We start from the raw sequence: 25,880 nt of genomic DNA, 5'->3' as shown, positions 1-25,880 counted from the left end.
ACATAATCGCGAGCAAAGGTGAATTTTAATTATCGCCTTTTAGTTTCTTACGCTCTTGATAAAGCTGTGCTGCTTCACGAACATAACTAGAACAAATCGTTGCATGATACACATTTTCCAGTTCATCCGCAATCGCAAGTAGCTCTTCTTTCGAGGAACGATAAGGACGCATCGCATTATAAATTTCTAAAATACGCTCATCTGGAACTATTGTTAATTCCGCCGCACGTTCGAAGTTATTCGCAAGCGTTGCACGTCCTGCATCTCTGGCTACTTGTGCTTGCATTTTAAGTGTTTCCGCTGTTACCCGAACATCTTCCGGTTTGATTGTGCCATCTAAAACACTTTTCAACGTAATGTCGTCTAATGATTTTGATGTCGATGTTTTTACAAGTTCTGGACGTTTCGTTCCGAGTGGATAATCGCGAACAGTCAATGTATCTCCGCTTACTTTTTGAGAAGTAGTTGTTGATACAGCCCCACTATTTACTTCTTGCAAAATATTTCTAACCATATTTTCTAGTGCTTCTTGATTCATCATTTTCACCTCACTATTAGTTTACTTGTAATTCGACTGCGTTTTTCCCTTGAACAACATGTTTTGTTTCTTTGATATGAAGTAAAGCTGCTTTGGCTTGGAATTTCGGACGTGCCATTTGATCGTTTACCATTGGCACTGGGTTTGGTGATTCCCCTTTGGCATATTTCGCCGCATTTTTACCAATTGCTCGGTATGTTTCTAGTGTAATTAATGGTGCTTGCGGGAATAGCTCTAAGTTAGAAAGTGGTTGTAAATCTTTTTGGTGGATTAATGCTGTACCGCGCGACTGAATGCCGATACAAATGCCGGAACCACTTAATTTGTCGCCTTCCACTGCGACGAACGCTACGTCAGAAGAACGGAACACACGAACCACGCGCGCTTTCAACCCTTCTTCTTCAATACCTGCAATCACTTCTCGTAAAATTTGCTTATGTGGAACACCGACAATGTTTTTCGTTTGATATTTACCAAAAGCTGGCGCGACTGCAATAACAACTTCATCTTTTTGTCTACCCGGCTTCGCGTCCCCAACTTCTGTTAAAAAGCTTTCGTCTGAAACCGCAACACTTGGTTGTTCTTTTTGGAAAGAAACTTTATCTTCTTTTAGCTGTAATTCATCTAGCACTTCCGAAATAATTCCACGAAGCACTTTTTCGTTAATTTCAACCATGTCTCGTAATCCTCCTTTATAAAAAATGGGAAGTAGCTTAGTCTAATTCGTTTGCATCGACTGCAACAGCAATATCTTTTAATTTCTCCCAGCGTTCGCCCTCTAAGCGATAACCAGTTCCTGGACCTGCGTAATCATTTAAATCATTGACAGAACTAATGACATTCCAATCTTTGTCAATGATGGCTGACGTATGAAGGAAGTCACCAGATACACGTTGTTTCAGCATGTTTAGTACACTTTCGGCAACATCATCGAATCCACCAGCAGATAGCGCTTTAACAACATCCAGACCAGTCACACCGCGGTCCATCATTTCAGCGGCTGCTTTAATATCTTCTACCATGTTACGTTCTGGCATATCTTTACTTCCACGCGCATACGTTGCTGCTTCTACTTCTGCATCCGTTACTTCTGGAAGACCTAATTTGTCAAAAACTGCTTGAATAACGCGAGCTGCTTTATTTCTAACTGCAACGACTTCTTCTTCGGTAACCGGTGTTAACCCACCGTCTACTTTTAAATCACGTTGTAAAATATTGTAATCATCAAAGTCATCTGCATCAAAGTTCGAACCAGCAAACATATTATCGTAGTTAGGCGTTGCGCTATAACCAGAGGAAATATAATCTGTTCCTGGTAAAAATTGCATCAGTAAACGAGCTGTACGACGAATATCCGAGTGCGAGAATGTTTGGTCATTTCCAGAAGCAACTTCTAGATCTAACATAACGGCAATTAAATTCTCTGCAAGAACTGCTCTAATACCACTTGGTACAGCACCTGGAATTCCGATACAACTAATCGAACCATTTTGTAATCCTTGAACCCCAGCCGCTTTCGTAATGAAAATACAGCGAGATTCAAGATAAAGCATTGATTTTCCTTCTGCATAACCCATTTGAACCTCAGAACCAGTTCCAGATGTGAAACGCATTTTCAAACCGCGAGACGCGTATGCACTTGCCAAAATACCTTTAGACCAAGGTGTATCATCTCCGTCTGTAAATACAGGCTCCGTACCATAAACAGAAATCGTTTCAGCGTAACAAGTTAAACCACGCATACCGAGTTCTAATTCTGTTGCTTCTTCCAGCGAACATTGCGTTAATACGCCACCGCGCCCCGTTTGCGAACCAACTAATAAGCTAAGCGCGTTAAAAGGTGCGTAACGAACTACTGCAACCGTTGTTTCTTGCTCATCAAAGCCACGAATTGCCGCTTCTGCTGCATCGGCTGCAATTTGAACAGGATTATCACGCAAATTAGTTACGTGGGCTTGGGTTGTTGGCGTTCTACGTGAGCGCATTTTTTGCATTGACATCATCATTTCGACAACGTTCATTTGTGAAACTACTTCTACTATTTTTGCCGGTGTCATAGCTGTTGTAAGTAAAACGATTTTTTCTCGTGGTACATTTGGGTCGCAAAGCATATTGGCTAACTTCACCGAATCCATTTGCATAACTTCTTCCGCGCGAGATAAATCGACGCCATATTTCGCGATAAAATGGTCAATTAAGTCAAAGTCAGCTAGTTTTTTACTGTCCATTTCGACTACTTTGCCATTTTCTATTTTAATGCTTGGCTTTGGATCATTCGGGCTTTCCATTGCGATTAAGCCTTCTTCAATCCATTCCTTTACAAAACCATCTTGATTGACCGGGCGTTTTGCTAACTCTTCAAAGCGTTTTGATTTCATCAGTCGTTACCCTCCGTTCTAAATGTAGGATGGACGATCATTTTTCGGTTCATCCCCTAAAGCTCCAAGTAATTTTTTACCAATTTCACGTGCAGAAATAACTGCTTGACGAACTGCGCCAGAATCTCCAGAAATACAAAGAATTACTTCATTGGAGAAACTTGTTCCATCCGCTGGTGAAGAATATGCAACAACATCTACGTTAGCGGATTTCACTGCAGTATCAGCCATTACAACACCAATTCCAGCTGGAGCACCGACCATAAGTCCGAATGCTTTCCCTACTGGTGCGCCAAACGCTGTATTAAGCGCGTGACTTGCGCGAGCCGTATATTGAAGTTCGATGTGTCCAGCTTCGTTGCCGTAAACATCGCCAAAAGTTTTATCTAATTCATTCAGTGCCACTTCCACTGCACGTTTAACGTCTGAAACATCATCACCACCGAAGATAATTAAAGAACCGTGACCTGCGCCGCCTTTTGTATCTCGTGGTAATTCGATTTTTACTACTTCTGTATTCGTTGCTTTCACTGCTTCATCCGCAGCCATAATATGTGGGCCTGCACCAGTACGGGCTCCTAAAATACCTATAGAACGATACGACTTCTCAAGCTTCATTGCTTCTAAAAGTTGTCCGTCTACATTCGCAATCACTAGGCCGATTGTATCTCCAATTGCTGTTCCTACAAACTCTGTTAATTGAATTGCTTTTTCACTCATTTGACGTGATCCTCCATCCTCTACTAGTTTTTCCGGGGCATCATTAACTGTTTCCATTACCTGTTTTAGAATTTCGTCAATCAGTTTATTTTGCTCACTCATCTGACTTCACCCTCACTGGTAAAATTTCTTCCACATCTGTATGCGGACGAGGAATAACATGCGTACTCATCACGGTACCTACATTTCTTGCTGCTGCAGCCCCAGCTTCTGTTGCCGCTTTAACCGCACCAACATCCCCTCGAACCATCACAGTAACGAGTCCAGATCCGATTTTTTCGTACCCTGTTAATGTTACATTAGCTGATTTAACCATGGCGTCAGCGGCTTCAATGGCGCCGACTAGCCCTTTAGTTTCAACTAAGCCTAGTGCTTCTTGCATGGGTGTACCTCCTTCTCAAAATAAGTATTTTACTCTCTCAGTATAGGCAATCTGTCGTATAAATAGTTGCCGCTTCCAAGCAGAAAAAAAGAAGACGCCAATCGTGTTTTAACACAATTTTGCGCCTTCAAAAAAAATAACGACAAAAAGCCATCCAGCAGTGCATGGTTTGGGCTTCCCTTTATGAAATTAGTCTTAGCAATATATTGTTATCTTCATGGCAAGAAAATGTAAGCGCATTATAAATATGCTATACTAAGAACGACAGAAACACGCCAAGTATCGCCGAAAGGGGAATAGCTATGTTACTACAGTCCAAAAGCAACGAAATGCTCATTGAAAAAGTGATGGATGAGTTCTCAGCCGCAACCAGTTTAGCCTCAGTTGTTGTAGATATACACGGTACCGAAGTTTCTAGATTATGTAACTTTACTCCTTTTTGCCAACTTATTCGCTCCAACCCCAAATATCGCTCCCTTTGCCAAAAATGTGATATGTTTGGTGGTCTGGAAGCCTCCAAAACCGGAAAGCCGTTAATTTATCGATGCCACGCCGGATTAACCGATTTTTCAGTCCCCATCGTCGTCGAGAATCAACTTAGTGGATTTTTACTCAGTGGCCAGGTTATTTGTGAAGAAAGTAGCGAAGTTGGCAATATCCAAACAGAAGAAACCGATTGGAAAAACGACAAAGAACTTATTTCCGCGTTTCGCTCTGTCCCTGTTTTCAGCTCCAAAAAAATCAACTCTTCTGCCGAAATGCTTACAATTATTTCCCAGTATTACTTGAAATCCGAAATGGAAAAGAGCCGGGAAGAACAAAAGCAAAAAATCGCTTTCCATCATACAAAAGTAGCACATCATGAAGATAACAAAGAAATCCGGAAAGCCCTCAAGTATATCGAGAAAAACCTTAACCGTCCGATCACACTTGATGAAGTAGCAAGTCACGTATACCTTAGTTCCTACTATTTCAGCAAACTTTTCAAAAAAGAAATGAATGTCAACTTTATCAACTACGTGAATCAAAAGAAAATGTCCCTTGCGAAAGAGATGCTGAAAAATCCGCGCTGGTCGATTGATAATATTGCTCGTAATCTAGGTTTCACACAAACGAGCTATTTCTGCAAAGTCTTCCGCAAAGAATTTGATGTAACTCCTAAAGGCTACCGAGAAACGTTAAAATAAGTATTTTCCAAAAGTCATGTTCTAGTAATTTCGAATATGACTTTTTTGTTGCCTGAAAAACAAAAAAACTTTCATCCATTATCGAATGAGAGTTTATGCATAGCAAAAAAGCTACACTACCCGCATACGCTTTTTAGGACCCCGAAAAAGAGTTGCTTCCGGCTTATTTGGCGAGTATCCTGACTTGGCTTCATCCAACAATTGAACCTTCCCATACGCCAAATGCGCACAGTGGCTACCTCAATTCTTGTCCACCTTACAGTTGCGGGGGCAGTTTCGGCATCGCACCGAATTCCTCTTTCAGAAATGCAAATACATTCCACCAACATAAGACCTATTTAACTACTTACATCTTACCACAAAGCGCTTACAAAAAAGGCACTTTCAGCTGAAACAACAAAAATCTACTATTGATTAGAAATAAGAAAACGTTGAGACTGATTGTCCCAGAGCGAATAACACCCTTGCTTAAAATCGATATCCCAATATTGTGCTATTGTTTGTTTTTGCAAAAAAAGCGCAATGACCCGTAAAACACCCAGATGACCGACGAGCAATACCGTATCATGCTGCTGCCATTTTTCCATTTCTGCTTCCAATATCGTAACCACTCGCTCATAAAAAATCGGAAAACTTTCCCCATTTGGAAATAAGGCGGTTTGCCAATTATTACAGTATTCATCCCAAGCTTCTGGAAACTTCGCGCTAATTTCCTGATACGTATAACCTTCAAAATCACCGAAATCCATTTCATTCAATGTCGAAAATCGAAGCGTCTTTGCATTACTTAAAATATTCGCTGACTGCTTCACTCGTGTAAGATCACTCGTCACAACTAAATCGACCGAGTACTTGCCAAGCTTTTCGCGGAGCTGCTCCATTTGCCGAACACCATGTTCATTTAAAGCAACATCCAGCTGTCCACAATACTTTTTCGCCACATTCCAGTCCGTTTCGCCGTGTCGCACAAAAATAAGTTGCATTTACATCAACCCCCAAAGCAGCACTAAACAAAATAAACCGACAAGTTGCCCCATTTGCCCACCCGCACCAAGCGTATCTCCGTTCATACCACCAATCCGCTTATAAACAAACGCGCGGTAAATCACCGTAAAAAAAACCACGCCAGCATAAGCAATGACGCCAATATAAGAGAAAAATAGCCCTAGCGCTACTAACACAATCACTTGCGCAATCACAATCGGCCACCAAGGAACTCCTAGAAAAATCGAACCCAGCCCCTCTTTTGATCCCGCATACGTCATTTTTGCAAAAAGCAACATCGTTACACCTTTTGCCACAATCGGTAATACGAAAAATAGCCAGCCAATTTGCTGTACATCAGGGACAGACAGGAATAAAGCGCCGTAAAAAAGAAAATAAAAGCAAATCGCAATCACACCGTTCGCACCAACGCGACTATCTTTCATAATTTCTAGCATCCGCTCCCTTTTACGCGAAGAAAAAAGCCCATCCGCCGTATCCGCCAGTGCATCCACATGGAATCCGCCTGTAATGATAATCTCCGCAAAAAGCCCCACAATAATCGCAACCGGCAATGGCATAACAAGCGCCACCAAAGTAAAAATAAGCCAATTCCAAGCGCCAATAATCACTCCGACAAGCGGCAGCAAAGCACTCCCTTTTTTCAAGTTAATTTCATCCATATTTATTTGAATAGGTAGCGGAATTCGCGTAAAGAATTGAATTAATAAAATCAATGTTTTCATATTACTTCCACCTTTTCGGAATGCCACTTACGACAAAATAAACTTCTTCTACTTGAGTCGCGATTTGCTGATTGACTCGACCAATAATATCCCTAAAAACACGCGTAAGCTTATTTTCAGGCACGACACCAAGTCCAATTTCATTCGTCACAAAAATAAGTTTAGCGGAAGAATTCTTACCAGCTGTTAAAATCGCGCCTACCTCCGACTGGATCTCCGCCTCGACTTCATCGGCAATCTCATTCGTCAATTCACGCTCACCAAGCAAAGTGAAAAATAAATTAGTGACTAACATCGTCACGCAATCAAGCATAATCACCTCATATTGGTTCGAATGTTGATCCAAATAAGCGGCAATTCCTTGAAAACTCTCGAATGTATCCCAATTTGCTGGACGAGTTGCTTGATGTTTTTGGATTCTGGCTTGAAACTCCGTATCATTCTCATACGCAATGCCCGTTGCCACATATAAAACACGATTAAATTTGGCCGCCTCTTTTTCAGCAAAGCTACTCTTACCGCTCCTCGCCCCGCCAGTTACAAGCATCATTTCACTCATGTCCATTCCTCACTTCCACGTAACTCCCCTATCCGTTTTGCCCCTAAGAACTCCCGCTCAAATACGGCTACATCATCCGTTTTAACCGCAGCTAAAATAACAGATGCCGGTCCCGCAGTTTTATTCATGATTTCTTCACCAATAGTATCACTCGCAGTAAAAACGCCATCATTTAGTCGCGCTAAAAGATTCGCCTCGTATGCCATTCCTTTAGAACCAACCGGTACTACTTCAAGCACAGCGCTATGTGCTACCAACTTTTTCACTAAACGATAGTCTGGCATTTCCGTCATTTTTTGCAAGACTTCCGCCCCGACAATCGGTTCGCCAAACGCAAATAAGACCGCAGCTTCATGCACATTCACGAGCTTTAGTGCAGCTTTAGTCGCAAAACCAGTTACAAGAACTCCTACGCTGGTTTGAGTTACTTTCATATTTTCTTCTGTACTGCCATTTAATTCGATATGACTTAAATTCGCCTTGGCAAGTTCGTCCTTTAGTCCAGCGATGACACGTCTGCCAGTGGGTTCCATTTCAGCTCCGACAACATCACTAACCGATACAATTTCCGCACCAGAAGCAATCATTTCCATTAGAGCAACCCTCAAAGTCAAACGAGCTGTCACTTCCGGGGCGACCATCAAGCCATCATGCGCTTTCTCGCCGAATCCAGCACTAATATCACAGCTCGTCAAAATACAACCACCTGGCACATCAATTACAGATAAATCCCTCACTTGAGGCATAAAAAAACCTCCACTTAATTAAATTTAATCTTCCAAATATGCCCGAAGTTCTTCAATTCCCGTTTCATCCACCGAAGAAATATAAAAAATATGCTTCGCGCCAGCCATGCGTAATTCCCGCTCCGCTCGCTCAATGTCCTTGTCCGATTCCGCTAAATCCACTTTTGTGACAATCCCAATAACCGGTTTAGCAAAAATACTGGCAAACATTGGTGAAAACGTCTGCTTCTTCTCCGAAACACTTTGCAAAATCGCAATCACGGAGGCATCTGCTGCCGTCACTGTGAGCGCACTGTAAAGTTGTCTATGTTGTACAAATTCACCAGGAGTATCAATCATCTCTTGAAAGTACTCCACAGCTTGTGTTTTCTTATATAAAATATCGTAACCATGCAATTTTTGGCACAGTGTCGTTTTACCACAACCGACCGAGCCCATTACCATCATTTTCTTCAAACGACTCAGCTCCTAGTAATTTTTGGAATTGAGAAGTCCAAAATTTCGTTTAGTGAAAATACTACTTGTTGTAAAGCAGCTTCAACGGAAGAAACATCGCCAGTTAGTACCACGGAACCACTGAAACGATCAATAAATCCGATTTGTACGTCGCCTGATTTTGTCGCGATATCACTTGCAATAATAGAAGCTTCACTTGGTGTGATGGTTAAAATCCCAATCGCAGTTGCGCCGTCTTCTAATCCTAATTTTGTATAAATATCACGGTTCGGATTGGCGATTAAATGCGCAAGCGTCACCTGTTTACCTGGTACATATTCTTGTATTACACGTTCTTTATTATCATCAAAACCCATTTTATTCACTCCTCATTAGACAAACTATCTCAAAATAATCCTATCATATTTAAGCGCCACTTTATTGTCAGATTGTCCAAAAGGCACGCAACTCCAGTCAGTGCGTGCCTTCCCCAAAAACTCCATGACAATATATTGTTATCTTTTTAATAGATTAAACTCTCAAAAACTTCTTTTCGCGGTCTTGGAATAACCACTTTATTAATTAACAGTGCTTCTTCTTTAGCCGCCGCAAGTCCAGCTTCTACTGCCGCCTCACATGCAGCCGTATCACCAGTTAAAACAACGAATGATTTACCAGCAATCCCAGTTGCCAAACGAATATCCAGTAACTGCACATCGGCCGCTTTTACCGCAGCATCGGCCGCAATAATTGAACCAGAACAAGAATAATATTCCATAACGCCAACCGCATTCATTTCGTCCGGTACTTCTGTTTTATTTATCGCTTTGATTACTTGGTCTGATACACGTGGAATGACTAGATTCCCAACGATATTCGCCGCACCAATTTTCGTACCAGCTTCAATCGATTGTGCCACTGAATCCACTGTTCCAGCAATTAAAATATAATACTTTCCTGGACAGCTTGCTTTGGCATAAATCAATTCAGAATTGGCCGCTTTTAGCATTGTATCGACCGATTCGATGCCTTTCGAAATACTATTTAATTCGAGAAACCCTAACGTATCCATTTTCATGACATCACCTTCTTAATATGAACTTGTTCTTCGGTTATCCGGATAATTTGACCATCAATGCTCGCATGGATGTTTGCCCCAAGTGCCGTATCAGGAATCTTCGCTATCAAGTCCCCTTTTTTCACGATATCGCCTTCACTGACAACCGGAATGGACGGTGCTCCAATATGCATTTTCGTTGGGATAAACACTTCATCCACATCTAAATAATGCATTTTTTCTAAATGAACGTCGGCATATTGCTGCAAGCCCATTTTGATTAAAATATTTTTTGGTGCAATCGATTTATATTCGCGCATCGGATCTGGTGTAAATTCTTTCTTATCTGTTTGGTAGCGCACACCTTGTTTTAAAAGTTCTTTTTTCACGTGAATGTTTACTTGGCGCGGGGAAAGCCCCATCGGACAAGCGATTACTTCACAAATCCCACATTCACAACAGATCATCGCTTCTTCCCAAATCGGGTCCGGTTTAATATCCGAAATATCTTCCGCAACCGCAAAATGACGCATCACTTTATGCGGATGAATATCGTGACCTAATTGTTGTCTTGGGCATAAATCCGAACAAAGCGAACACTGAATACACGCTGATTTCGTTTCGTTAAAAATTTGTTCGACTGTTTGATAGTGCAGTTTATGCAAGTAGCCCGTGTCCTCTGCTACAATCAAACCAGACGTTGTTTTCGTTACTACTTTTTCCGCAATGGTAGATTGGTCGTTTAGTTTCCCCATCATTGGTCCACCGTCTAAAAATAAATACTCCGCTAAATTAGTTCCGCCAGCAGCTGCTAAACATACTTCAAATGGCGTTCCAACTGGCACATCTAATAGTTTTGGCTCTCCAACTGCCCCAGTTACTGTTAATTGCTTACGAATAACTGGCGCATCATCTTGAATCGCGTGAAAGACGTTCCACATTGTTGAAACATTTGATACGATACAGCCAACCATTAGAGGAATTCCGCTTGGTGGTACAACGCGTCCAGTTACTTCAAATACCATAACTTGCTCGTCACCTGTCGGATAGACATTATCCATCTCATGAATTGTCACGCTTGCATCTAGTTCCGTAATTGCCGCACGTAATGCCGCAATTTCCGCTGTGTAATACCGTTTTGTTGCGATAACGGCAAATTCTGCACCTACTTGGCTTTTAACCATTTCAATTGCTTTAATTGTTTCTACTGCATGGTTTCTCATAACAAAATGATCGGTTTTTAGTAGCGGTTCACATTCCGCTGCGTTAATAATTAAATATTCCACTTCGCCGCTAAATTTGGCATGGGTCGGAAAGCCCGCTCCACCACAACCAACAACGCCAGCATCTTTAATCTTTTCTAAAATGGACATTTGGCTCAACACCCTCTTAATAGTTTTTCATTATACTTCAATGATAGAGCGTTTACATTCCAAAATCTATAGTAAAATTTTGCAACCTAAAAGAGAGCAATATAATAGAATAAAAAACCTACTAAAATTAGCAGGTTTTATCTTTTTTATTACGATTAGCAATTTCTTCTGTTTCTAAATTGGCCACTAACTGGCTCACTTCTTGCTTCACTTGCTTTGCGTAGCCTGGGTTGCCTCCACCCGTTGAAATCCCAATCGTCAGCTCATTTTTCGTCACTGTTGCCATATTGAAAAAATCGGAATTTGCTTGGTCGGTCGTATCGTTCACGAGCTGTCCCGCTGCTCGGTCATGCAAAACTAGTTGATTAACTTCTGGATTATCTGTGCAAATAAATATCATAAACGCCGATTCAAGATGCGCCGCTCGATATGCTTCTTCCACGACCTGTACATTAAGCGACTTGATCTCTGGCAAAACATTTAACCCGACAACCAAAATATCCGCACCTGCATCTAGCAATCCGGTTATTTTTCGAAGCGCCACTTTTCCGCCACCAATTATGACCACCTTTTTCCCTGTAATATTAAGCATTATCGGATATTTCATCAGCAAACCTCCGCTCATTTTTCTTCATTTTAACACATAATTAAAACATTTTTCGGGTATAGTTAAAATAATTCCAAAGGAGGTAAATGAAATGTTTAATCAAGCGAAACGAATCTCCACATTTTTCACGTTTAACGGAAACGGCGAGGAAGCGTTTAATTTTTATTTAGATACTTTTCCAGATGCGAAAAAAATCGGGCTAACGTACTTCACAAAACCAGAACAAGGCGGCGACATTGGCAAGGTTCTCAATGCTACTTTTGAAATAAAAGGTGCCTCATTTATGATTATGGACATGACAAATAACGCTTCACCCGACTTTAGCTGGGCCACAACAACTCTCTATTTTGCAGATACGGAAGATGAATTTGACACTCTTTTTGAAAAACTAGCAAAAGAAGGTACGGTTATGATGGGGCCAGAAGCAGTAGAAGCACTTCGAAAAGTAGCTTGGGTTACGGATAAATATGGAATCACTTGGCAATTAGCATTTGTATAAAAATAAGAAGAAAACGCCGACCTAAAGCGTTTTCTTTTTTACATTCAAAATGTTTGACCATTTTCGACCATTGTGATAAGATACCTGTATTACAAATAAACTAAGGCTTTTTAAGGAGGAATTTTTTCATGGCAGAGAATAAAAATAATGAAAACATCACAAACATCCTTACCCAAAAATTGATTGATACACGGACGGTTTTAATTTACGGGGAAATCAATCAAGAGCTAGCCGAAGACGTTTCTAAGCAACTTTTGCTATTAGAATCTATCAGTAACGATCCAATTACCATTTTTATTAATAGCCAAGGCGGACACGTTGAAGCTGGCGATACGATTCATGATATGATTAAATTTATTAAACCAACTGTTAAAGTCGTTGGTACTGGCTGGGTTGCAAGCGCCGGTATTACGATTTACTTAGCCGCTGAAAAAGAAAATCGCTTTAGCCTTCCAAATACGCGCTACATGATTCACCAACCAGCTGGCGGTGTACAAGGTCAAAGTACCGAAATCGAAATCGAAGCAAAAGAAATTATCCGGATGCGCGAAAGAATTAACCGCCTCATCGCAGAAGCAACTGGTCAATCTTACGAAAAAATTTCCAAAGATACCGACCGCAACTTCTGGCTTTCTGTTAATGAAGCGAAAGATTACGGTATCGTCAATGAAATCATCGAAAATCGCGATGGCTTAAAATAAAACCAAAAGGTTCACTTACAAAAAGAAGTGAACCTTTTTTATTCCCTTTAAGGTGGAGGACTTACGATGGAATTAACGAAAGAAAATTTCCAAAAACTCGATCAAATTCATTTATCGCTCGAAAACCGTCACTCCATGTCCGAAATTATCGATATTTTAAGCGAATCTTACATTGAAATCACGCAAAGCGGTGTTGTTAAAGACTATGCTTATTACAAATCGCTAACAACACTTGGTGATAGCAGTTTAGCAATCATGGAATATGACATAAAAATTTTAGACGAAACAAAAGTTCTCTCTTATTATAAACTCAAAAATCTAAGCGAAAATAGCTATACAATGCGAAGTAATATATGGATTTTTGAAAACGGTTCATGGAAACTTACTTTTCATTAAGGAACAAAAATAGTCTAAGCAAAAAAGGAATTTGGTCATTAGCCAAATTCCTTTTTATTATTTTCGTTTTCTTAATAAAATCACACTAGTAGCAGTTAGCATTAAACCACCAAATAAGCTAGATGTCATCCCGCTTTCCCCTGTTTTCGGCAACTTCACAGTACCTTTAACTGGTTGTATTGCAACTTCTTCCTTAACAGAAATAGCCTGATTTACCGGGGTTGTTTGATTTTCAGGAGTTTCAGGAACGTTTGGCTCGACTGGTTTCGTAGGATTTACTGGGTCCACTGGGTCTACTGGGTCTACTGGATCCACCGGGTCTACCGGGTCTACCGGGTCTACCGGGTCTACCGGGTCCACCGGGTCTACCGGGTCCACCGGATTAACCGGATCAATCGGCTTCTCTAGCAAAGACTGCGTAATTTTACCAGAATATGTCGTTGTTAACGAACCAATTGTTACCGGCAAATCGTATTCGTAATTTAGAATATAATTACTTTGCAACCCTTCCCATGTAATCTCCTCATCCGCATAAACACCCGCATGATTCACTTTTGTCGGCTCTACTCTACTACCATTTTCATCTATTACTGGTGCAGGTAAAATCAGTGGATCATCTACCTCGATAGCATCTAAAACACGTGTTTGATTCTCCAGCTCCAACCTAGTTAAATTGGTCAAATTTTTCAGTGGGGAAATATCAATTATTTGGTTGAAACTGAGTGTTACTGTCTCTAAAGTAGTTATTGTCGCCAAACTACTAACATCGCTCACCTGATTCGCTTTGACATCGAAATCTTCAAGACTTGTAAGATGTTTAACCACACTCACATCCTTGATTTGATTCCCAAACAAACTTAAACCAAGCAAATTCGACATATTTTTAAGTGGCGTAATATCACTAATATTATTTCCCCCCGCCCAAAACATCAGCATATTAGACAGATTTTCAACCGGTGACAAATCACTTATCTCACAATCCCTTATAGTCAAAAATTCCAGCTGCGTCATATTTTTAACAGCGCTAATATCCGAAATTGGATTGGCGCTGACATTAAGATCTACCATATTCGTTAAATTTTTTATCGGTTCGATTGTTTGCAAATTATTAAATTCAAAATCAAGCGACATTAATGTGGTTAAATTCGCAAGTGGTGTTAAATCACTTATTTGATTTTTAGGCATCTGAATGACTTCTAATTTCGTTAAACTACTTAATGGCGCTAAATCACTTACTTGGTTGCCATAGCCAAATACTTGTGTGAGATTTGTTAAATACTCTACCCCTTCAAGACTTTGAACACCTTTTGAGCTGAAGTGCAAAGATTTAACTGTATTCAATTGGCTTTGCGTAACCGCGCTAGTTGCAGATGGTAACTTCAACCAATCTGCCACTACTTTTGCAAGATTTGGATCAGGAAAAATTTCATTCATTGGCGTTGGATTTGTCAGCGAATAGACCGTTTCGGCTTTGACTGTATGCGGTTTAGTAAAATCCCCCATACTAAATACACAGGCAAAACTTAAAAGTAAACTAGTTGCAATTTTGATTGTTTTTTTCATAGTATCCTCCTTGATTGTCAACCAACATAATACTCCGCCTATACACTCAAATCAACGGAACAAGGAGGCGATTTTTCCGGTTTTAAAAAAATGATTTTCTTCCTTTTAGTTCCAAGTTATTTCCCTCGCGCGCTTACCACTATTGCTTTCAATTGACTTATCCTACTCATTTATCCTTCATTAAATTGTGTCTAAAAAATGAATCTACTCAAAAAACCAGCTTTTTTAACTACTAAAAAAGGTAAGTTAGATTTTTCAACCTAACTTACCTGCTAATTTTTTATAATTCATTTGCGGTTGGTTCTCTTACAAATTTCCGCGCCGAAGCACCCCACTTGAGCACCACCGTCAATTCTTTTTCTTCTATTATTTCGAAACCAGCTTTTACAAGAAACGCAATTCCCGCTTCATTTTTCCGTCTTACCTCATCTAACATGATCGTTCCGCCACAATCAGTTTGAAAAAACTCCAAGAATAATCGTAAAGCTTTTTGAGCAATCTGTTGACCTCGAAAACATGCAGCCACCTTAATATTTAAATGAGCAGTTCCGTTTTCAAAATCACGAAAGCTCACTTCTCCAACTGATTCCGCATCTTTTTTAATAATAAAATAAGCATTGCTTGCCTGTGATTTTGACTTTAGCCAGTCCATTCGCGTTTCTTCCGGAAAAGAAAATGGTCCACCAAGTACTTCCGTCGTTGCCAAATCTCCCCATAACCATTCGATGAAGGGAAAATCAGCTGTAGTAGGTTTTTGTAGTGTAATTTTCATGAGGTTCCTCCTTGATTATTAGGTAGTTGAAAGTTCACTAATGAACTTGATGATTGTATTTTATAATGATATCATTAAATTCAACATAAATTCAACCAAGCAGGTGTTCATCATGATATATTACAAAGACAAACTTAAAACAATCGGCACCACTTTAACCTCTTTATCTTTTATTTTCATGTTTGGCTTATTAACTCTATTAGCAATCGAAAAACCAGAATCCTTTTATTTTGGTCTTATTACGATATTTTTTATAGGACGTTTACTTATTAAACTCCTACTCCCTCCAAAAGAATGGGTCCAAGTCACAAAGACAGCTTTTATTCTTCACACACGCACCCAAACAAAAACAATCTATCTTGCCAATGTAAAAAGAATAAGCTATAATTTTCAACCTATTCGTAGGGGCATAAGATTTCAGATTCCAGAAACGATGGAACTATTCTTTCAGACAGAAAGCAAAATGGAGAAACTCGACTGCGCCTTTATCGGCCGAAGTAGTTTCGTTGAGTTAATTAATCAATTTGATGCCAAATTAGCCTCATTAAGCGAAGATATCATCGAACATGACCATCGCTATCCTCTTGACCTTGTACACGGTGCGTTTTTATTTGGTATTGTTATTTTCTTCTTGATTTTCGTTTTGGGGTTTGGACAAGATTTTCTATTTGAGCAAATTGGGAAAGTTTTTGAATAGTAATCCCAATGAAGATGGCGATACAGTTATCTTACCTTAAAAAATAATGAAAACAGCCAGAAGTTAGCTTTTTCTAACTTCTGGCTGTTTTCATTATTTCCCTTCAAATCGACAAAATATGTTGAGCGGTAATCCCGTTATATTTTTCATTAAAGTCATCAAACGACATTTCCCCATTTATATCTAAAACTGCATATATTTGCTTTAATTCCACTTCGGAAAATATCGATTTAGGGGAAACTAGCTTATTCGAGTATCCAGCAACGGGCGTCATTCCTAATCCAGAATAAGGGAAAAATACCTCTTTCCCACTGCTTCTCTTCAAAAATTGCTTTGCTGGCATCGTTTTACTTCCAAATCCCCAATCAAATCTAACAGTAATTTCCTTTTTGTGGCTTTTAATAATCTCTCTATCGGATGCACCTGTAGCTTGATAACCCGCATAAGTTGTAGATACTCCATTAAAAGAAAAGTTCATTGGAAAAAGAATATCAGCTTCCTCCAGAACTGCTTTCCCAATAATCGGAAAATCCCCACGCAATACTAAGTCATCCATGATAAATTCCGGATTTAAGAGCGCTTGCTTTTTCAAAAGTTGTACGTCTACTGTATTTTGTTCGCTTGTATAATTAAAAGTACGAATCACAAGCGGGACTCCCATCATTAAATTGAGGTAATGCGAGCTATCTTGAGGCATTATTTTTTGTTTCCGAAACGTCTGAAAACAACCAATCACAAGCGCAAAACCATACTCATTCCCTATCGGATAAGAAAAAATGGCACCTTGCTGAATCGTTTGTCTCGTTTTCACTGCGAGTTTTGCTTTGGCTAATGTACTCAACCAAGCACTTCCAAAAACTGCAGTAATTTTTTCTTGGACATTTTCTTTAGTGAAAACTATACCTTGCTCAAAATAGAGGTTTTCAAAATGGCGAACACCTAGTTTAAGCTCGATTCGGTGACTGACTTTATTTATTTTTAGCCTTAATTCTTTCGTTTTCGCTTTTAATATGGCTTTAAGTGTCAATGCTTTCGGTTTTGCATTTTTTCGTCCAACCAGTTCATTGTTGTCAGTAAGTTCGATAGCAAAATCAATTTCTTTATAAAAATCAACTTGATCTAAAATCAATTTTATCAGTACATTATCTCGGATGATGACTGTTGCATTTTCCACAGTCAATTTTTGGTCATTTTTAAGGATTTGATGTAGCCCTATTATTTCTCTTATTTCATTATTAATCATTGATGTTCACCTTTCTTGCTGTTTTATTTTTCAAGTTTATCCTGATATCCAGCCACTTTTTTACCAACAAAAGAAATCGTTTCCGCTAAATTTTTCTGTTGTTCATACAAATTTTCCATATGATCCGTCAAAATGGCCATTCGTTCTGGAAGTGAGTCATCACCTTGCTTTTGTAACCCAGCAAAATTTTTAATGTTCGTTATCGACATGCCGGTTTGCTTTATTTTAAGCAATAGCTGTACCCAACAATAATCTTCTTCCGTATAAACACGATAATTTTTTTCATTTCTAGCAGGGATTAGTAATTTTTCTTCCTCATAATATCGAAGCGTATCAATCGAAAGCCCCGTTTTAGTGGCAAAATCTTTAATATACATCTCATTCCTCCTTGCTATCGGGTGTACTCCATACTTTAAGCTTAACATATTCAAAGGAGGAGAAGAAATGTATTTAAAAGAAAACGCTAATTATTTATATTGTACAGCAATTATTCAAACTACCGGAAAAGTTTCTTATGAACAGTTGGTAGAACATTTGGAAGCATTACGCGCTAAAACAGTGAAAGAAGCCGGTTGTGTTCTTTTCGAAATTGTTCCGTTAGAAAAAGCACTCGGCAGATTCGCTTTGTGGGAAATTTGGCAAAATCAGGAAGCCTTTTATTTCCATCATGAACAACCGTATACGAAAGATTTTTTTGCAGCCGAAATAGACACGGTTGAATTTTTCGAAAGCTCCGAGAAAGTAGCTTTATAAATAAAACCAGCTTGTAAAATCTACAAGCTGGTTTTTACTATTCTACTGCGCGTTTCAATACACCATTTTCCAAAAACCACTGCTCTTCTGCTAAATCTAGTGTCGTTCTTCGGTGAGATATTACAAGTACGGTTTTGTCCTGAATCTCTGAACGTAGTGTGTGGAGAATCGCTTGTTCATTAATATAATCCAAATTGCTGGTTGGTTCATCTAGTAAGAATAGTGGCGCATCATGAAGAAATAGTCTTGCGAGTCCAATTCGCTGGCGTTCTCCGTCCGATAAATTCCGCGCTTGACCGCCAATAATCGTATCATATCCTTCTGGCAACGTTTCAATCCATTGGTCGATTGCCGCTTTTCGTGCTGCTTCTTTCACTTCTTCCAAACTTGCCGCTTTTTTCCCTAAACGAATATTATTACCAAGCGTGTCTTCGAATAAAAAGGTCGATTGCTCCATTACGCCTTCCGTCTTATGAAGCGACGCCTCCGTAATCTCAGGAAGCGCCTGATGATTTAAAGTCACTTCACCATCCGGATCCCAGTATCGCATCAGCAGTTTCACCAAAGTACTTTTCCCGCTGCCACTTTCCCCGCCAATGCCTAGCCATTTACCTTTTGGCAACTCAAGCGAAAGTCCATTCAAAATTGGCTGTTTTCCGTCATGGCTAAAATGAACTTTATCCAGCTCGGCACTTTCAAAATCAGATAATTCTCGTTGACCATCAAACGTAACAACCGGTTTTTCTTCGGTCAAAGCATAAAGTCGTTTCCCACTCGCAAAAGTAGTTAACAAAGCCGTTCCTAACGCATTTAATGCCAACACAGAACCAAACGAACTCAGGCTAAGCACGGTCGCAATCAATACTGTTTCAAGCGGTAATTGCCAAAAACTCCCTAACACTAAAATGAGCGCCGCTGTTCCGATTAGCGCCCATTCTCCCAAAATTTGCAGCTCACTTCCTTGGCGTAACCGTTTTTGATACTGTTTGTTTAATTTTTCCCCGCGATCAGTTAATTTCGCCAAACGTGCTTCACCCAATTTAAACTGGAAAATATCTTGCAAACTGGCAATATTTTCCATTACCGCTTGATTGAGTCCAACAAATTCTTTCTGGTAAGCCGTTCCGATTTTTTTATTGCGACTATAACTAATCAGCGGCAAAACCACGCCCACTAAAAGCTGACCTAATAACAAGATTAATGCCAAGCCCAGATCATACGTCGCTAAAAAGCCAACCGTCGCAATCGTCGTGCCCACTGCAATAAAAACCGGTGAAATCGTGTGCGCGAAAAACACTTCCAATGCCTCAACATCTGTTGTAATCGCCGTAATTAAATCGCCACTTTTCTTCCCAGATAAACGAGCAGGTCCCAATTTTCGTAAAGTCGCAAAAATGCGTTCCCGAATAATCGCCAGTAAACGAAAGGCAATATCATGATTTAGATACTGTTCAGCGTAGCGCGCCAGCCCTCGTACAACACCGCACCCAACCATTACAAAAAGCCATTTATAAGGATTTAGCGGCTGCTCTAAAATAACCGCTATAACACCATATGCCCCAATTAAAGAAATTAAAATAACTGATAAATTACTAATAATCCCAAGCAAAATCGCGAGTAGCATCTTGCCTCTCAACGGTTTCACAAATTTCAATAACCAGCGAATAATTGTCCATTCTGACATATTAAGCTCCCCCTTTCAACAACGCTTCTTCTTCTGAAAAATAGTTTTTAAAGTAATTGGATTCTCGCTGTAAATGTTCCGGACTCGCAACCTCAACCAATTTTCCAGCTTCAAAAACTAACACCTGATCCGCTGCTAACACATTATATAAGCGATGCGAAATAAAGAGCACGATTTTTTCCTGCGCTAATTTTTGTAAAACCGCAAGAATTATTTTTTCACTTTCCAAATCTACGCCAGAAGTAATTTCATCAAAAACATACAACTCAGATTCCCGAAGTAACGCTCTCGCAAGCAACAAACGCTGTCTTTGCCCACCAGATAAATTACGCCCATTTTCTTCTAAAAGCTCATTTAATTGTCCGGGTAAATTACGGACAAAATCCGCCAAGCTGACTTGCTCCAAAACGTTCCATAAATCGGCTTCACTAGCTTCAGGGTTACCAATTAATAAATTTTCCTGAATACTATTCGCATAAAGATAGCCGTGATTATCCACTAACACACCTTGCTTACGAATCGCCTCTGCCCTTAAATCAGATAGCGGCACATTGTTCCATTTGATTTCCCCTTGATAACCCGGTAATTGATTGAGTAACACACGCACAAAAGTACTTTTCCCAGAACCCGACTTACCAACAAGCGCCGAAAAGCTCCCTTTAGTAAAACTAGCAGACACCTCATGAAGCGCCGCACTTTTCCCTTTTTCATATGTAAAGCTTAGATCCCGAACTTCCATTTTTTCTAGCGGTTTTTCTAGTTCCGTTTCGCCATAAACTTGCTCTTTCAGCTCCAAATAAGCGAACAATTTACTACAAGCACTGATTCCATTCATCGCGACATGGAATAAAGAGCCCAGTTGACGCATCGGAATAAAAAACTCCGCGCTTAGTAGCAAGAACATTAGCATTCCAGTCATACTAATAGTTCCATTAGTAAACATAATTAAAGACATTCCAATCCCAAGCGCCGCCCCACTATACGAAATAATATCCATAATCGTAATCGAATTTAACTGCATTGACAGCAAACTCATCGTTGCTTTCCGAAAACGTTCCGCATCAGAAACAATTTCTTCTTGTTTATATTTATCTTGATCATACGCTTTTAAAATACTTAAACCACTTAAATTCTCATGAAATTTGCTTCCTAAATTCGTATAATCCGACCAATAACCACTCAAAATCCGCTTGGCAATTTTCATCACCATCATAATCACAATCGGAATCATCGGCATACAAATCAACAACACAATCGCCGGCTGCCAGGCAAAACCAACTAAACTGCCAAAAATCATCAAAGACGCGATGAAACAATAAAATAATTGCGGTAAAAAACGTGAATAATAAATTTCTAATTGTTCAATTCCATCTACAGCGAGTTGCGTTAATGTAGATGCTGGTAGTTGCCCTTCATTATTGCCTAGTCGAAAAGCTTTTTCCATTACCGCGCGTCGCATCGATAATCGCAGTTCCGCCGAAGCATGGTAAATTTGTTTCTCCGCTAGTTTGGTGAATACCGCTTTACCTGTCAAAACCACTAAAACTACCCCAATTAACAGCAGCCAATTGATGCTTTCGCCGTTTAAATAACTAGTTAATTGTTGAGCAAAAACAAGCCACAGACCAATCATGAGCCCTAGACTAAGTACCCGAAACAGAATTAATAATATTAAAGATTTCTTTTCAACCAGTTGAAACAAGCGCTTGTCAATCATTGTATTTCCCCCGAGTTACATAAAGATTCACTAATTCGGAATCCTTTAGTACTTTCTTTGATTTTTTGGCTGTATGAGCCGTGTTGTTCATTACTTTTCCCATTTGATTGCTAACCTCCGTTAATAAATCTTTGTTTATTATATCACAAAAAACGACTTTTGATAATGATTCTCATTATCAAAAGTCGTTTTTTAAAACTCATTGCTTAGTTACTTTCATCATTTTTATAACTTTTAAACAAAAATGAAAAATGTTATAATCTTTTTGGACTATAAAATAATTAAAAGAAATTGCAAGCAAATAAGAATTTTACATGTACTAGAAATATCTTCGGTCTTATCTATACTAACCTTCTTTTGGTTAAAGAAGGTTAGATTATGTAAATAACAGTTAGAGGTGACTAAATGACTATTTTATATAGCTTAGAAAATTTTTTTGGTAATTCTTTACTCAATATTTTAATCGTTATCATTGCAGTATGGATTATTTTATTCAATCTTATCAAGCTTTTCGGATATACAAAAATACACTCCAAAGAAGTAAAAGTAATAAATCTAGTATTTTTTGTACTATGTGTATGGTTTTTTATACGATTTATATTATCAATAAGTTTATTTTAAATTTTACGCTGAAAACATATTTACATCTTGTTTTCAGCGTTTTTTTATTTCTCGTTGACTGTGTGGTTACAACATGGTTTATACTAAAACTAAATCATAAGGAGGTATTATATGCGAACCCTTTCCACTGGTGAAATCGCTCAACTTTTTCAAATATCTAAATACAAAATACGTCACTATATCGATGAAGGTATTCTCGTTCCTAAAAGAAATCCAGAAAATGGCTATTATTATTTTGAAGAAACGGACATTTACCGTTTATATCAAATTATCCTATTTAGAAAAATCGGCTTTTCCATACAAGAAATCAAAGAAAGCTTGCTTGGTGAAAAAGTAACTCCTATGTTAGAACAAGCCGAAAGAAATCTGCAAAAAAAGATGGCCGACTTATTAGAAACCCAGAAAACAATTCAACAAATCATCCATGCGCAAAAAGATATCACTTTCCATGAAATGGCGTTTGTTATTAGAGAAACTCGTTACTTCCAAAAAATTCCCGACCAAATAATCTATCATAACTCTATTGACTATTCCAGAGCCGTAAAGCAACATCTACCTAATTTAGAAGAACCATTTTACCTTTTCACAGAACAAGACACTGGCATAGTCTGCCTTAAAAGCACCAAAGAAACGAGTGATTATACATTCCCAGCCGGCAAATATGCTTGCAAGAATTTTATAGTAGAAAATGAAAAAATCTTAGAAACACAAATTGAACAGTTTTTAGAAGAACTAAAATCCCCTGCGCAAAATTGGTTAATCCATGAAAATATTTACCCTTCACTCGCCTATCCGCAAGCAATGGTTTACACGATGGAAGTGCAAATATGACTATTTCAATAAAAAATATTACCTCATTTGAGAAAGAAAGCCTCCTGAAAGAAGTTGTTTTTTCAGTTGGTGCAGGGTTTAAATCGAAGTTCACGAAGGCACTATTTTCGGAAGCTGAAGTAGAAGATGTTATTTATGCCTTTTGCCATTACATCTATACAGAAAAAGGCCAAAATTTACTTATTGCAACACAAGACGAAAAAGTTTGCGGTTGTTTATTTTTAACGAGCAAAGCTGATTCTCACCGCCAATTCTATCATTCCATCCGCGAATTCCTGACATTTTCACAGCGGCTTAAATTAATATTCTTACTCAGCCTCCTATCTCACAAACCAACTTCCAACGAACGATACATTGATTTTATAACCGTTTCACCCAATTTTCGTGGTCAAGGAATTGGAAAAAAGCTTCTAACTCATTGTATAGAAACTTTTCCTAATGAGCAGATTACTTTATACGTGGCAAAAAGCAATACTGGCGCCTATCAGCTTTACCAACATTTAGGTTTCCAAGTGACGGAAAAAGAAAATAGCGCATTCATGGGTGTGCTAACGGGAATCAGAGAATGGCATAAAATGGAGTGGATACAATGAAAGTTGTTTCTGAGTAATTAAAAAAAAGAGCATTCATCTGCTCTTTTTTTATTGGCTATATTTTTTTGCTAGCACTTATGCCCGCTCCAAATGAAGAATAGGATACGACTTCCCAAATCCATCCACTTCACTCCTAGAAGAAATCACAAACCCATTCTTTAAATAAAACCGCTTGGCATTTTCGTTCTGTTCATTCACATCCACTTGGTTTATCTGCTTCTCTTCCATCAACCAAGCAAGAATCTGACTCCCAAAGCCTTGACCAGTAAACGCCGGATCAATAAAAAGCATATCTAGTTCCCGCTCACTCGTCCCACTAAAACCAACGATTTCCTCACCAGCAAACCACAAAAACAACTCCACTTTATCTAAAAAACCCGGAATCCGCTCTTTATAAAACTGCCGATCTTCCGCAGTTAAAAAATCATGCGTGGCGATAACCGACTTTTCCCAAATCACTAAAATCGTTTGATAATCTTGTTTTTCCGCTCGTTTATTTGTAAGTATCATTTTTTCAACTTCCTATTTATATTTTAAAACTTACGCAAGTTCTTCCGTCAAAATTAATAAAGACTCTCCATTTTCATCCGTTGCCTTTATTTCAATAAAATCAAAACCGTCCGTTTTCACTTGTTCCCATGGTATACGCCTATCATCAATTAGAACTACATTACCATTTTCATCAAATTCATAATCTTCTTTTTCCGTTTCATAATCAATGCCAATTCCTATAGATAAACGAATGTTAGATAAATTAGTTATAGGATATTTTTTTAATTCTCTATTTTGAATAGCCTCTTCCTCAAACTCATCACAAAACATACTATCATAGCCATAATATGCGCCATCATAAAGCAAAATTTCTTTCCCAGATAACGTACTTTTCGCAATAATTTGCAATGGGATTTCATATTCTTCACTAGTAATTAACTGATCGCCGTCCATTTCTTCCAGCGTTCCGCAGTATAAAATATCAAAAGTTTCCTCGCTACTTGTAGTTAAAATTTCTAAATCCAGAAAATCATTGATACTTACCTCTTTAGCAGTGTTTTTCAAATAAGATGGAATCAAAATCCCCCCCTCCTTAGTCATTGTGTATGCTGGTTATAAGCTAATTTTTCGTTTAATGGCTTTATCATGTATAAATTCACTACTTTCCACAAATTCAACTGCCATCTATACTTATTCGAATACGAAATTAATATAACTCAGAAATAATAACTATATTTAAAGCAATTTATTTTGCCATTTTTCACTGCGATATCTTTTATTTTTATAACTATCAATTTTCCACTCATCCGCTTTACGCAAAAGCACAAACAAGTATTCATCATCAAAATTGGTTTGCGTTTTAAAATAAACCTCCGCCCGATTTTTATTTTTCAGCTCCACGTTCGCTTCAACCGAATCCTCGACCCCATTAAATTTCACCGGGAAACCAAAACTATGTTGATTCACATCCACATACGCGCGATGCTTATCCGTACAATATTCATCAAAAAGTGGCGTTATTAAGCTAGCAAACTTTTTAAACCAATCCGTTCTTTTCGCATAATGAAAATCCACACCAGGAAATTCTTTTCTCAATTCCGCTTCTTCCTTGCTATGCTGCTCAAAAATCTCCGCTTCAAAAGCATTCCACTTCTGACAATAAGCTACTACTTTTTCGAGTAAATAATCTTTCTGTTCTTGCTCCGTCATATAATCGCTCCTGAAAATAATTTTTTTTGCCTATCCATTGTAACTGAGTTGGGAATTATTAATCAATCAGAAAATTAACTATCTTCCCTCTCCCAACAACATTCGCACCCTCCATAACCATAAAAGTCTTATTTGGCCTAATCTTACTATAATCTACGCCCTCTTGCTCATATAAAAAAGTACACATGGCGTATCCCGTCGAATCCAGCGCATCCACTTCTATATCATAAATTTCAACACCTAAATATTCCTTTTCCTCATCCAACTCCATCACAAAATGCGGCCGATACCCCGCTTCCGGAACCGTCTTTCTTGTCTGAGAATAAAAGGTAACCTCCACCATAAATGTCTGCTGTGATTTCATTCAATCCCTCCTGCTCTACCTTGTTGATTAAAA

At 38.8% G+C, this 25,880-nt stretch carries 32 protein-coding genes and 1 riboswitch; of the genes, 8 read left to right on the top strand and 24 right to left on the bottom strand.

Annotated features, from left to right (window positions below; translation table 11 throughout):
- Positions 1 to 25: 25 nt before the first annotated feature.
- The 5 genes from HCJ30_RS04550 to pduA are packed head-to-tail and all read right to left on the bottom strand — an operon-like array spanning position 26 to position 4,018.
- Positions 26 to 538 (bottom strand): diol dehydratase small subunit, encoded by a 513-nt coding sequence (locus HCJ30_RS04550; RefSeq protein WP_185391589.1) that lies wholly within the window; start codon positions 536 to 538, stop codon positions 26 to 28.
- Positions 539 to 554: 16 nt separating this feature from the next.
- Positions 555 to 1,214 carry a propanediol/glycerol family dehydratase medium subunit gene (locus HCJ30_RS04545; RefSeq protein WP_003721553.1) on the bottom strand — a complete coding sequence of 220 codons (660 nt, stop codon included), beginning with the start codon at positions 1,212 to 1,214 and terminating at the stop codon, positions 555 to 557.
- 37 nt (positions 1,215 to 1,251) lie between these two features.
- Positions 1,252 to 2,916 (bottom strand): propanediol/glycerol family dehydratase large subunit, encoded by a 1,665-nt coding sequence (locus tag HCJ30_RS04540; RefSeq protein ID WP_008947521.1) that lies wholly within the window; start codon positions 2,914 to 2,916, stop codon positions 1,252 to 1,254.
- 18 nt (positions 2,917 to 2,934) lie between these two features.
- A complete protein-coding gene (gene pduB, locus HCJ30_RS04535) occupies positions 2,935 to 3,738 on the bottom strand; it encodes a propanediol utilization microcompartment protein PduB (protein ID WP_185391144.1) in 804 nt (267 codons plus the stop codon).
- Positions 3,731 to 4,018, bottom strand: a complete 288-nt coding sequence (pduA, locus tag HCJ30_RS04530) for a propanediol utilization microcompartment protein PduA (protein ID WP_003719356.1) — start codon at positions 4,016 to 4,018, stop codon at positions 3,731 to 3,733. The genes pduB and pduA overlap by 8 nt, the downstream gene beginning before the upstream one ends.
- Before the next feature lie 302 nt (positions 4,019 to 4,320).
- Here pduA and HCJ30_RS04525 point away from each other — a divergent pair, with 302 nt between their 5' ends.
- Positions 4,321 to 5,205 (top strand): PocR ligand-binding domain-containing protein, encoded by an 885-nt coding sequence (locus HCJ30_RS04525; RefSeq protein ID WP_185391143.1) that lies wholly within the window; start codon positions 4,321 to 4,323, stop codon positions 5,203 to 5,205.
- A 152-nt stretch (positions 5,206 to 5,357) separates the two neighbouring features.
- Positions 5,358 to 5,548: riboswitch (cobalamin riboswitch) on the bottom strand.
- A gap of 64 nt (positions 5,549 to 5,612) precedes the next feature.
- Here HCJ30_RS04525 and cobC read toward each other — a convergent pair.
- The 9 genes from cobC to HCJ30_RS04480 all read right to left on the bottom strand — a co-directional run bounded on the left by cobC (position 5,613) and on the right by HCJ30_RS04480 (position 11,712).
- The gene (cobC, locus tag HCJ30_RS04520) at positions 5,613 to 6,188 is read right to left on the bottom strand and encodes an alpha-ribazole phosphatase (protein ID WP_185391142.1); all 576 of its coding nucleotides are present in this window, start codon (positions 6,186 to 6,188) and stop codon (positions 5,613 to 5,615) included.
- On the bottom strand, positions 6,189 to 6,935 hold the full coding sequence (gene cobS, locus HCJ30_RS04515) for an adenosylcobinamide-GDP ribazoletransferase (protein ID WP_185391141.1): 747 nt from the start codon (positions 6,933 to 6,935) through the stop codon (positions 6,189 to 6,191).
- Position 6,936: 1 nt separating this feature from the next.
- A complete protein-coding gene (gene cobU / locus HCJ30_RS04510; RefSeq protein WP_185391140.1) occupies positions 6,937 to 7,494 on the bottom strand; it encodes a bifunctional adenosylcobinamide kinase/adenosylcobinamide-phosphate guanylyltransferase in 558 nt (185 codons plus the stop codon).
- The gene (gene cblS / locus HCJ30_RS04505) at positions 7,491 to 8,240 is read right to left on the bottom strand and encodes an alpha-ribazole kinase (protein WP_185391139.1); all 750 of its coding nucleotides are present in this window, start codon (positions 8,238 to 8,240) and stop codon (positions 7,491 to 7,493) included. Before cblS ends, cobU begins: the two co-directional genes overlap by 4 nt.
- Positions 8,241 to 8,264: 24 nt before the next feature.
- Positions 8,265 to 8,696, bottom strand: a complete 432-nt coding sequence (locus tag HCJ30_RS04500; RefSeq protein ID WP_008947512.1) for a EutP/PduV family microcompartment system protein — start codon at positions 8,694 to 8,696, stop codon at positions 8,265 to 8,267.
- A gap of 5 nt (positions 8,697 to 8,701) precedes the next feature.
- Positions 8,702 to 9,052, bottom strand: coding sequence for an ethanolamine utilization microcompartment protein EutS (gene eutS / locus HCJ30_RS04495; protein WP_008947511.1), 351 nt, complete (start codon positions 9,050 to 9,052; stop codon positions 8,702 to 8,704).
- Between the two features lie 146 nt (positions 9,053 to 9,198).
- Entirely contained in the window at positions 9,199 to 9,753 is a 555-nt protein-coding gene (locus HCJ30_RS04490) for a BMC domain-containing protein (protein ID WP_185391138.1), read from the bottom strand.
- Complete coding sequence (locus tag HCJ30_RS04485; RefSeq protein WP_185391137.1) at positions 9,750 to 11,114, bottom strand: 4Fe-4S dicluster domain-containing protein; 1,365 nt, start codon at positions 11,112 to 11,114, stop codon at positions 9,750 to 9,752. The genes HCJ30_RS04490 and HCJ30_RS04485 overlap by 4 nt, the downstream gene beginning before the upstream one ends.
- A gap of 118 nt (positions 11,115 to 11,232) precedes the next feature.
- Positions 11,233 to 11,712 (bottom strand): precorrin-2 dehydrogenase/sirohydrochlorin ferrochelatase family protein, encoded by a 480-nt coding sequence (locus tag HCJ30_RS04480; RefSeq protein ID WP_185391136.1) that lies wholly within the window; start codon positions 11,710 to 11,712, stop codon positions 11,233 to 11,235.
- 91 nt (positions 11,713 to 11,803) lie between these two features.
- Between HCJ30_RS04480 and HCJ30_RS04475 the strand changes: the two genes are divergently transcribed.
- The 3 genes from HCJ30_RS04475 (at position 11,804) to HCJ30_RS04465 (ending at position 13,308) form a co-directional block, all read left to right on the top strand.
- Entirely contained in the window at positions 11,804 to 12,211 is a 408-nt protein-coding gene (locus tag HCJ30_RS04475; RefSeq protein WP_003721540.1) for a VOC family protein, read from the top strand.
- Positions 12,212 to 12,339: 128 nt separating this feature from the next.
- Entirely contained in the window at positions 12,340 to 12,912 is a 573-nt protein-coding gene (locus HCJ30_RS04470) for an ATP-dependent Clp protease proteolytic subunit (protein ID WP_021497050.1), read from the top strand.
- A 66-nt stretch (positions 12,913 to 12,978) separates the two neighbouring features.
- Positions 12,979 to 13,308, top strand: a complete 330-nt coding sequence (locus HCJ30_RS04465; RefSeq protein WP_185391135.1) for a nuclear transport factor 2 family protein — start codon at positions 12,979 to 12,981, stop codon at positions 13,306 to 13,308.
- A gap of 57 nt (positions 13,309 to 13,365) precedes the next feature.
- Here the strand turns inward: HCJ30_RS04465 and HCJ30_RS04460 are convergent, their stop codons facing one another.
- Together HCJ30_RS04460 and HCJ30_RS04455 are read right to left on the bottom strand one after the other, a co-directional pair.
- Positions 13,366 to 14,871: a leucine-rich repeat domain-containing protein gene (locus HCJ30_RS04460; RefSeq protein WP_185391134.1), complete on the bottom strand. Its 1,506-nt coding sequence runs from the start codon at positions 14,869 to 14,871 to the stop codon at positions 13,366 to 13,368.
- Positions 14,872 to 15,151: 280 nt separating this feature from the next.
- Positions 15,152 to 15,643, bottom strand: a complete 492-nt coding sequence (locus tag HCJ30_RS04455) for a GNAT family N-acetyltransferase (RefSeq protein WP_185391133.1) — start codon at positions 15,641 to 15,643, stop codon at positions 15,152 to 15,154.
- A gap of 112 nt (positions 15,644 to 15,755) precedes the next feature.
- Here HCJ30_RS04455 and HCJ30_RS04450 point away from each other — a divergent pair, with 112 nt between their 5' ends.
- On the top strand, positions 15,756 to 16,340 hold the full coding sequence (locus HCJ30_RS04450) for a hypothetical protein (protein WP_185391132.1): 585 nt from the start codon (positions 15,756 to 15,758) through the stop codon (positions 16,338 to 16,340).
- 103 nt (positions 16,341 to 16,443) lie between these two features.
- Here the strand turns inward: HCJ30_RS04450 and HCJ30_RS04445 are convergent, their stop codons facing one another.
- Both HCJ30_RS04445 and HCJ30_RS04440 read right to left on the bottom strand, forming a co-directional pair.
- Positions 16,444 to 17,583, bottom strand: a complete 1,140-nt coding sequence (locus HCJ30_RS04445; protein ID WP_185391131.1) for an immunity 26/phosphotriesterase HocA family protein — start codon at positions 17,581 to 17,583, stop codon at positions 16,444 to 16,446.
- A 23-nt stretch (positions 17,584 to 17,606) separates the two neighbouring features.
- On the bottom strand, positions 17,607 to 17,960 hold the full coding sequence (locus tag HCJ30_RS04440) for a MerR family transcriptional regulator (protein WP_185391130.1): 354 nt from the start codon (positions 17,958 to 17,960) through the stop codon (positions 17,607 to 17,609).
- Positions 17,961 to 18,027: 67 nt separating this feature from the next.
- Between HCJ30_RS04440 and HCJ30_RS04435 the strand changes: the two genes are divergently transcribed.
- Positions 18,028 to 18,336 (top strand): putative quinol monooxygenase, encoded by a 309-nt coding sequence (locus HCJ30_RS04435; protein ID WP_185391129.1) that lies wholly within the window; start codon positions 18,028 to 18,030, stop codon positions 18,334 to 18,336.
- A 37-nt stretch (positions 18,337 to 18,373) separates the two neighbouring features.
- On the opposite strand, the gene HCJ30_RS04430 is transcribed toward HCJ30_RS04435, so the two are convergent.
- Positions 18,374 to 20,020: an amino acid ABC transporter ATP-binding/permease protein gene (locus HCJ30_RS04430; protein WP_185391128.1), complete on the bottom strand. Its 1,647-nt coding sequence runs from the start codon at positions 20,018 to 20,020 to the stop codon at positions 18,374 to 18,376.
- Between the two features lies 1 nt (position 20,021).
- Positions 20,022 to 21,737 (bottom strand): ABC transporter ATP-binding protein/permease, encoded by a 1,716-nt coding sequence (locus HCJ30_RS04425; RefSeq protein ID WP_185391127.1) that lies wholly within the window; start codon positions 21,735 to 21,737, stop codon positions 20,022 to 20,024.
- A 732-nt stretch (positions 21,738 to 22,469) separates the two neighbouring features.
- On the opposite strand from HCJ30_RS04425, the gene HCJ30_RS04420 reads away from it, so the two are divergent.
- Positions 22,470 to 23,189 carry a MerR family transcriptional regulator gene (locus HCJ30_RS04420; RefSeq protein WP_185391126.1) on the top strand — a complete coding sequence of 240 codons (720 nt, stop codon included), beginning with the start codon at positions 22,470 to 22,472 and terminating at the stop codon, positions 23,187 to 23,189.
- Positions 23,186 to 23,782, top strand: a complete 597-nt coding sequence (locus HCJ30_RS04415; RefSeq protein WP_185391125.1) for a GNAT family N-acetyltransferase — start codon at positions 23,186 to 23,188, stop codon at positions 23,780 to 23,782. Before HCJ30_RS04420 ends, HCJ30_RS04415 begins: the two co-directional genes overlap by 4 nt.
- Positions 23,783 to 23,857: 75 nt before the next feature.
- Here HCJ30_RS04415 and HCJ30_RS04410 read toward each other — a convergent pair whose 3' ends face one another.
- The 4 genes from HCJ30_RS04410 to HCJ30_RS04395 all read right to left on the bottom strand — a co-directional run bounded on the left by HCJ30_RS04410 (position 23,858) and on the right by HCJ30_RS04395 (position 25,847).
- Positions 23,858 to 24,292 (bottom strand): GNAT family N-acetyltransferase, encoded by a 435-nt coding sequence (locus HCJ30_RS04410; RefSeq protein ID WP_185391124.1) that lies wholly within the window; start codon positions 24,290 to 24,292, stop codon positions 23,858 to 23,860.
- A gap of 30 nt (positions 24,293 to 24,322) precedes the next feature.
- Positions 24,323 to 24,856, bottom strand: a complete 534-nt coding sequence (locus tag HCJ30_RS04405; protein ID WP_185391588.1) for a hypothetical protein — start codon at positions 24,854 to 24,856, stop codon at positions 24,323 to 24,325.
- A 153-nt stretch (positions 24,857 to 25,009) separates the two neighbouring features.
- Positions 25,010 to 25,483 (bottom strand): NTF2 fold immunity protein, encoded by a 474-nt coding sequence (locus HCJ30_RS04400; RefSeq protein ID WP_185391123.1) that lies wholly within the window; start codon positions 25,481 to 25,483, stop codon positions 25,010 to 25,012.
- A 58-nt stretch (positions 25,484 to 25,541) separates the two neighbouring features.
- The gene (locus tag HCJ30_RS04395) at positions 25,542 to 25,847 is read right to left on the bottom strand and encodes a hypothetical protein (RefSeq protein WP_185391122.1); all 306 of its coding nucleotides are present in this window, start codon (positions 25,845 to 25,847) and stop codon (positions 25,542 to 25,544) included.
- Positions 25,848 to 25,880 lie beyond the last annotated feature (33 nt).

This window comes from Listeria cossartiae subsp. cossartiae (assembly GCF_014224155.1).
Lineage (GTDB): Bacteria > Bacillota > Bacilli > Lactobacillales > Listeriaceae > Listeria > Listeria cossartiae.
The sequence above is the reverse complement of the archived record's forward strand: the minus strand, read 5'-3'. Positions and strand labels throughout refer to the sequence as shown.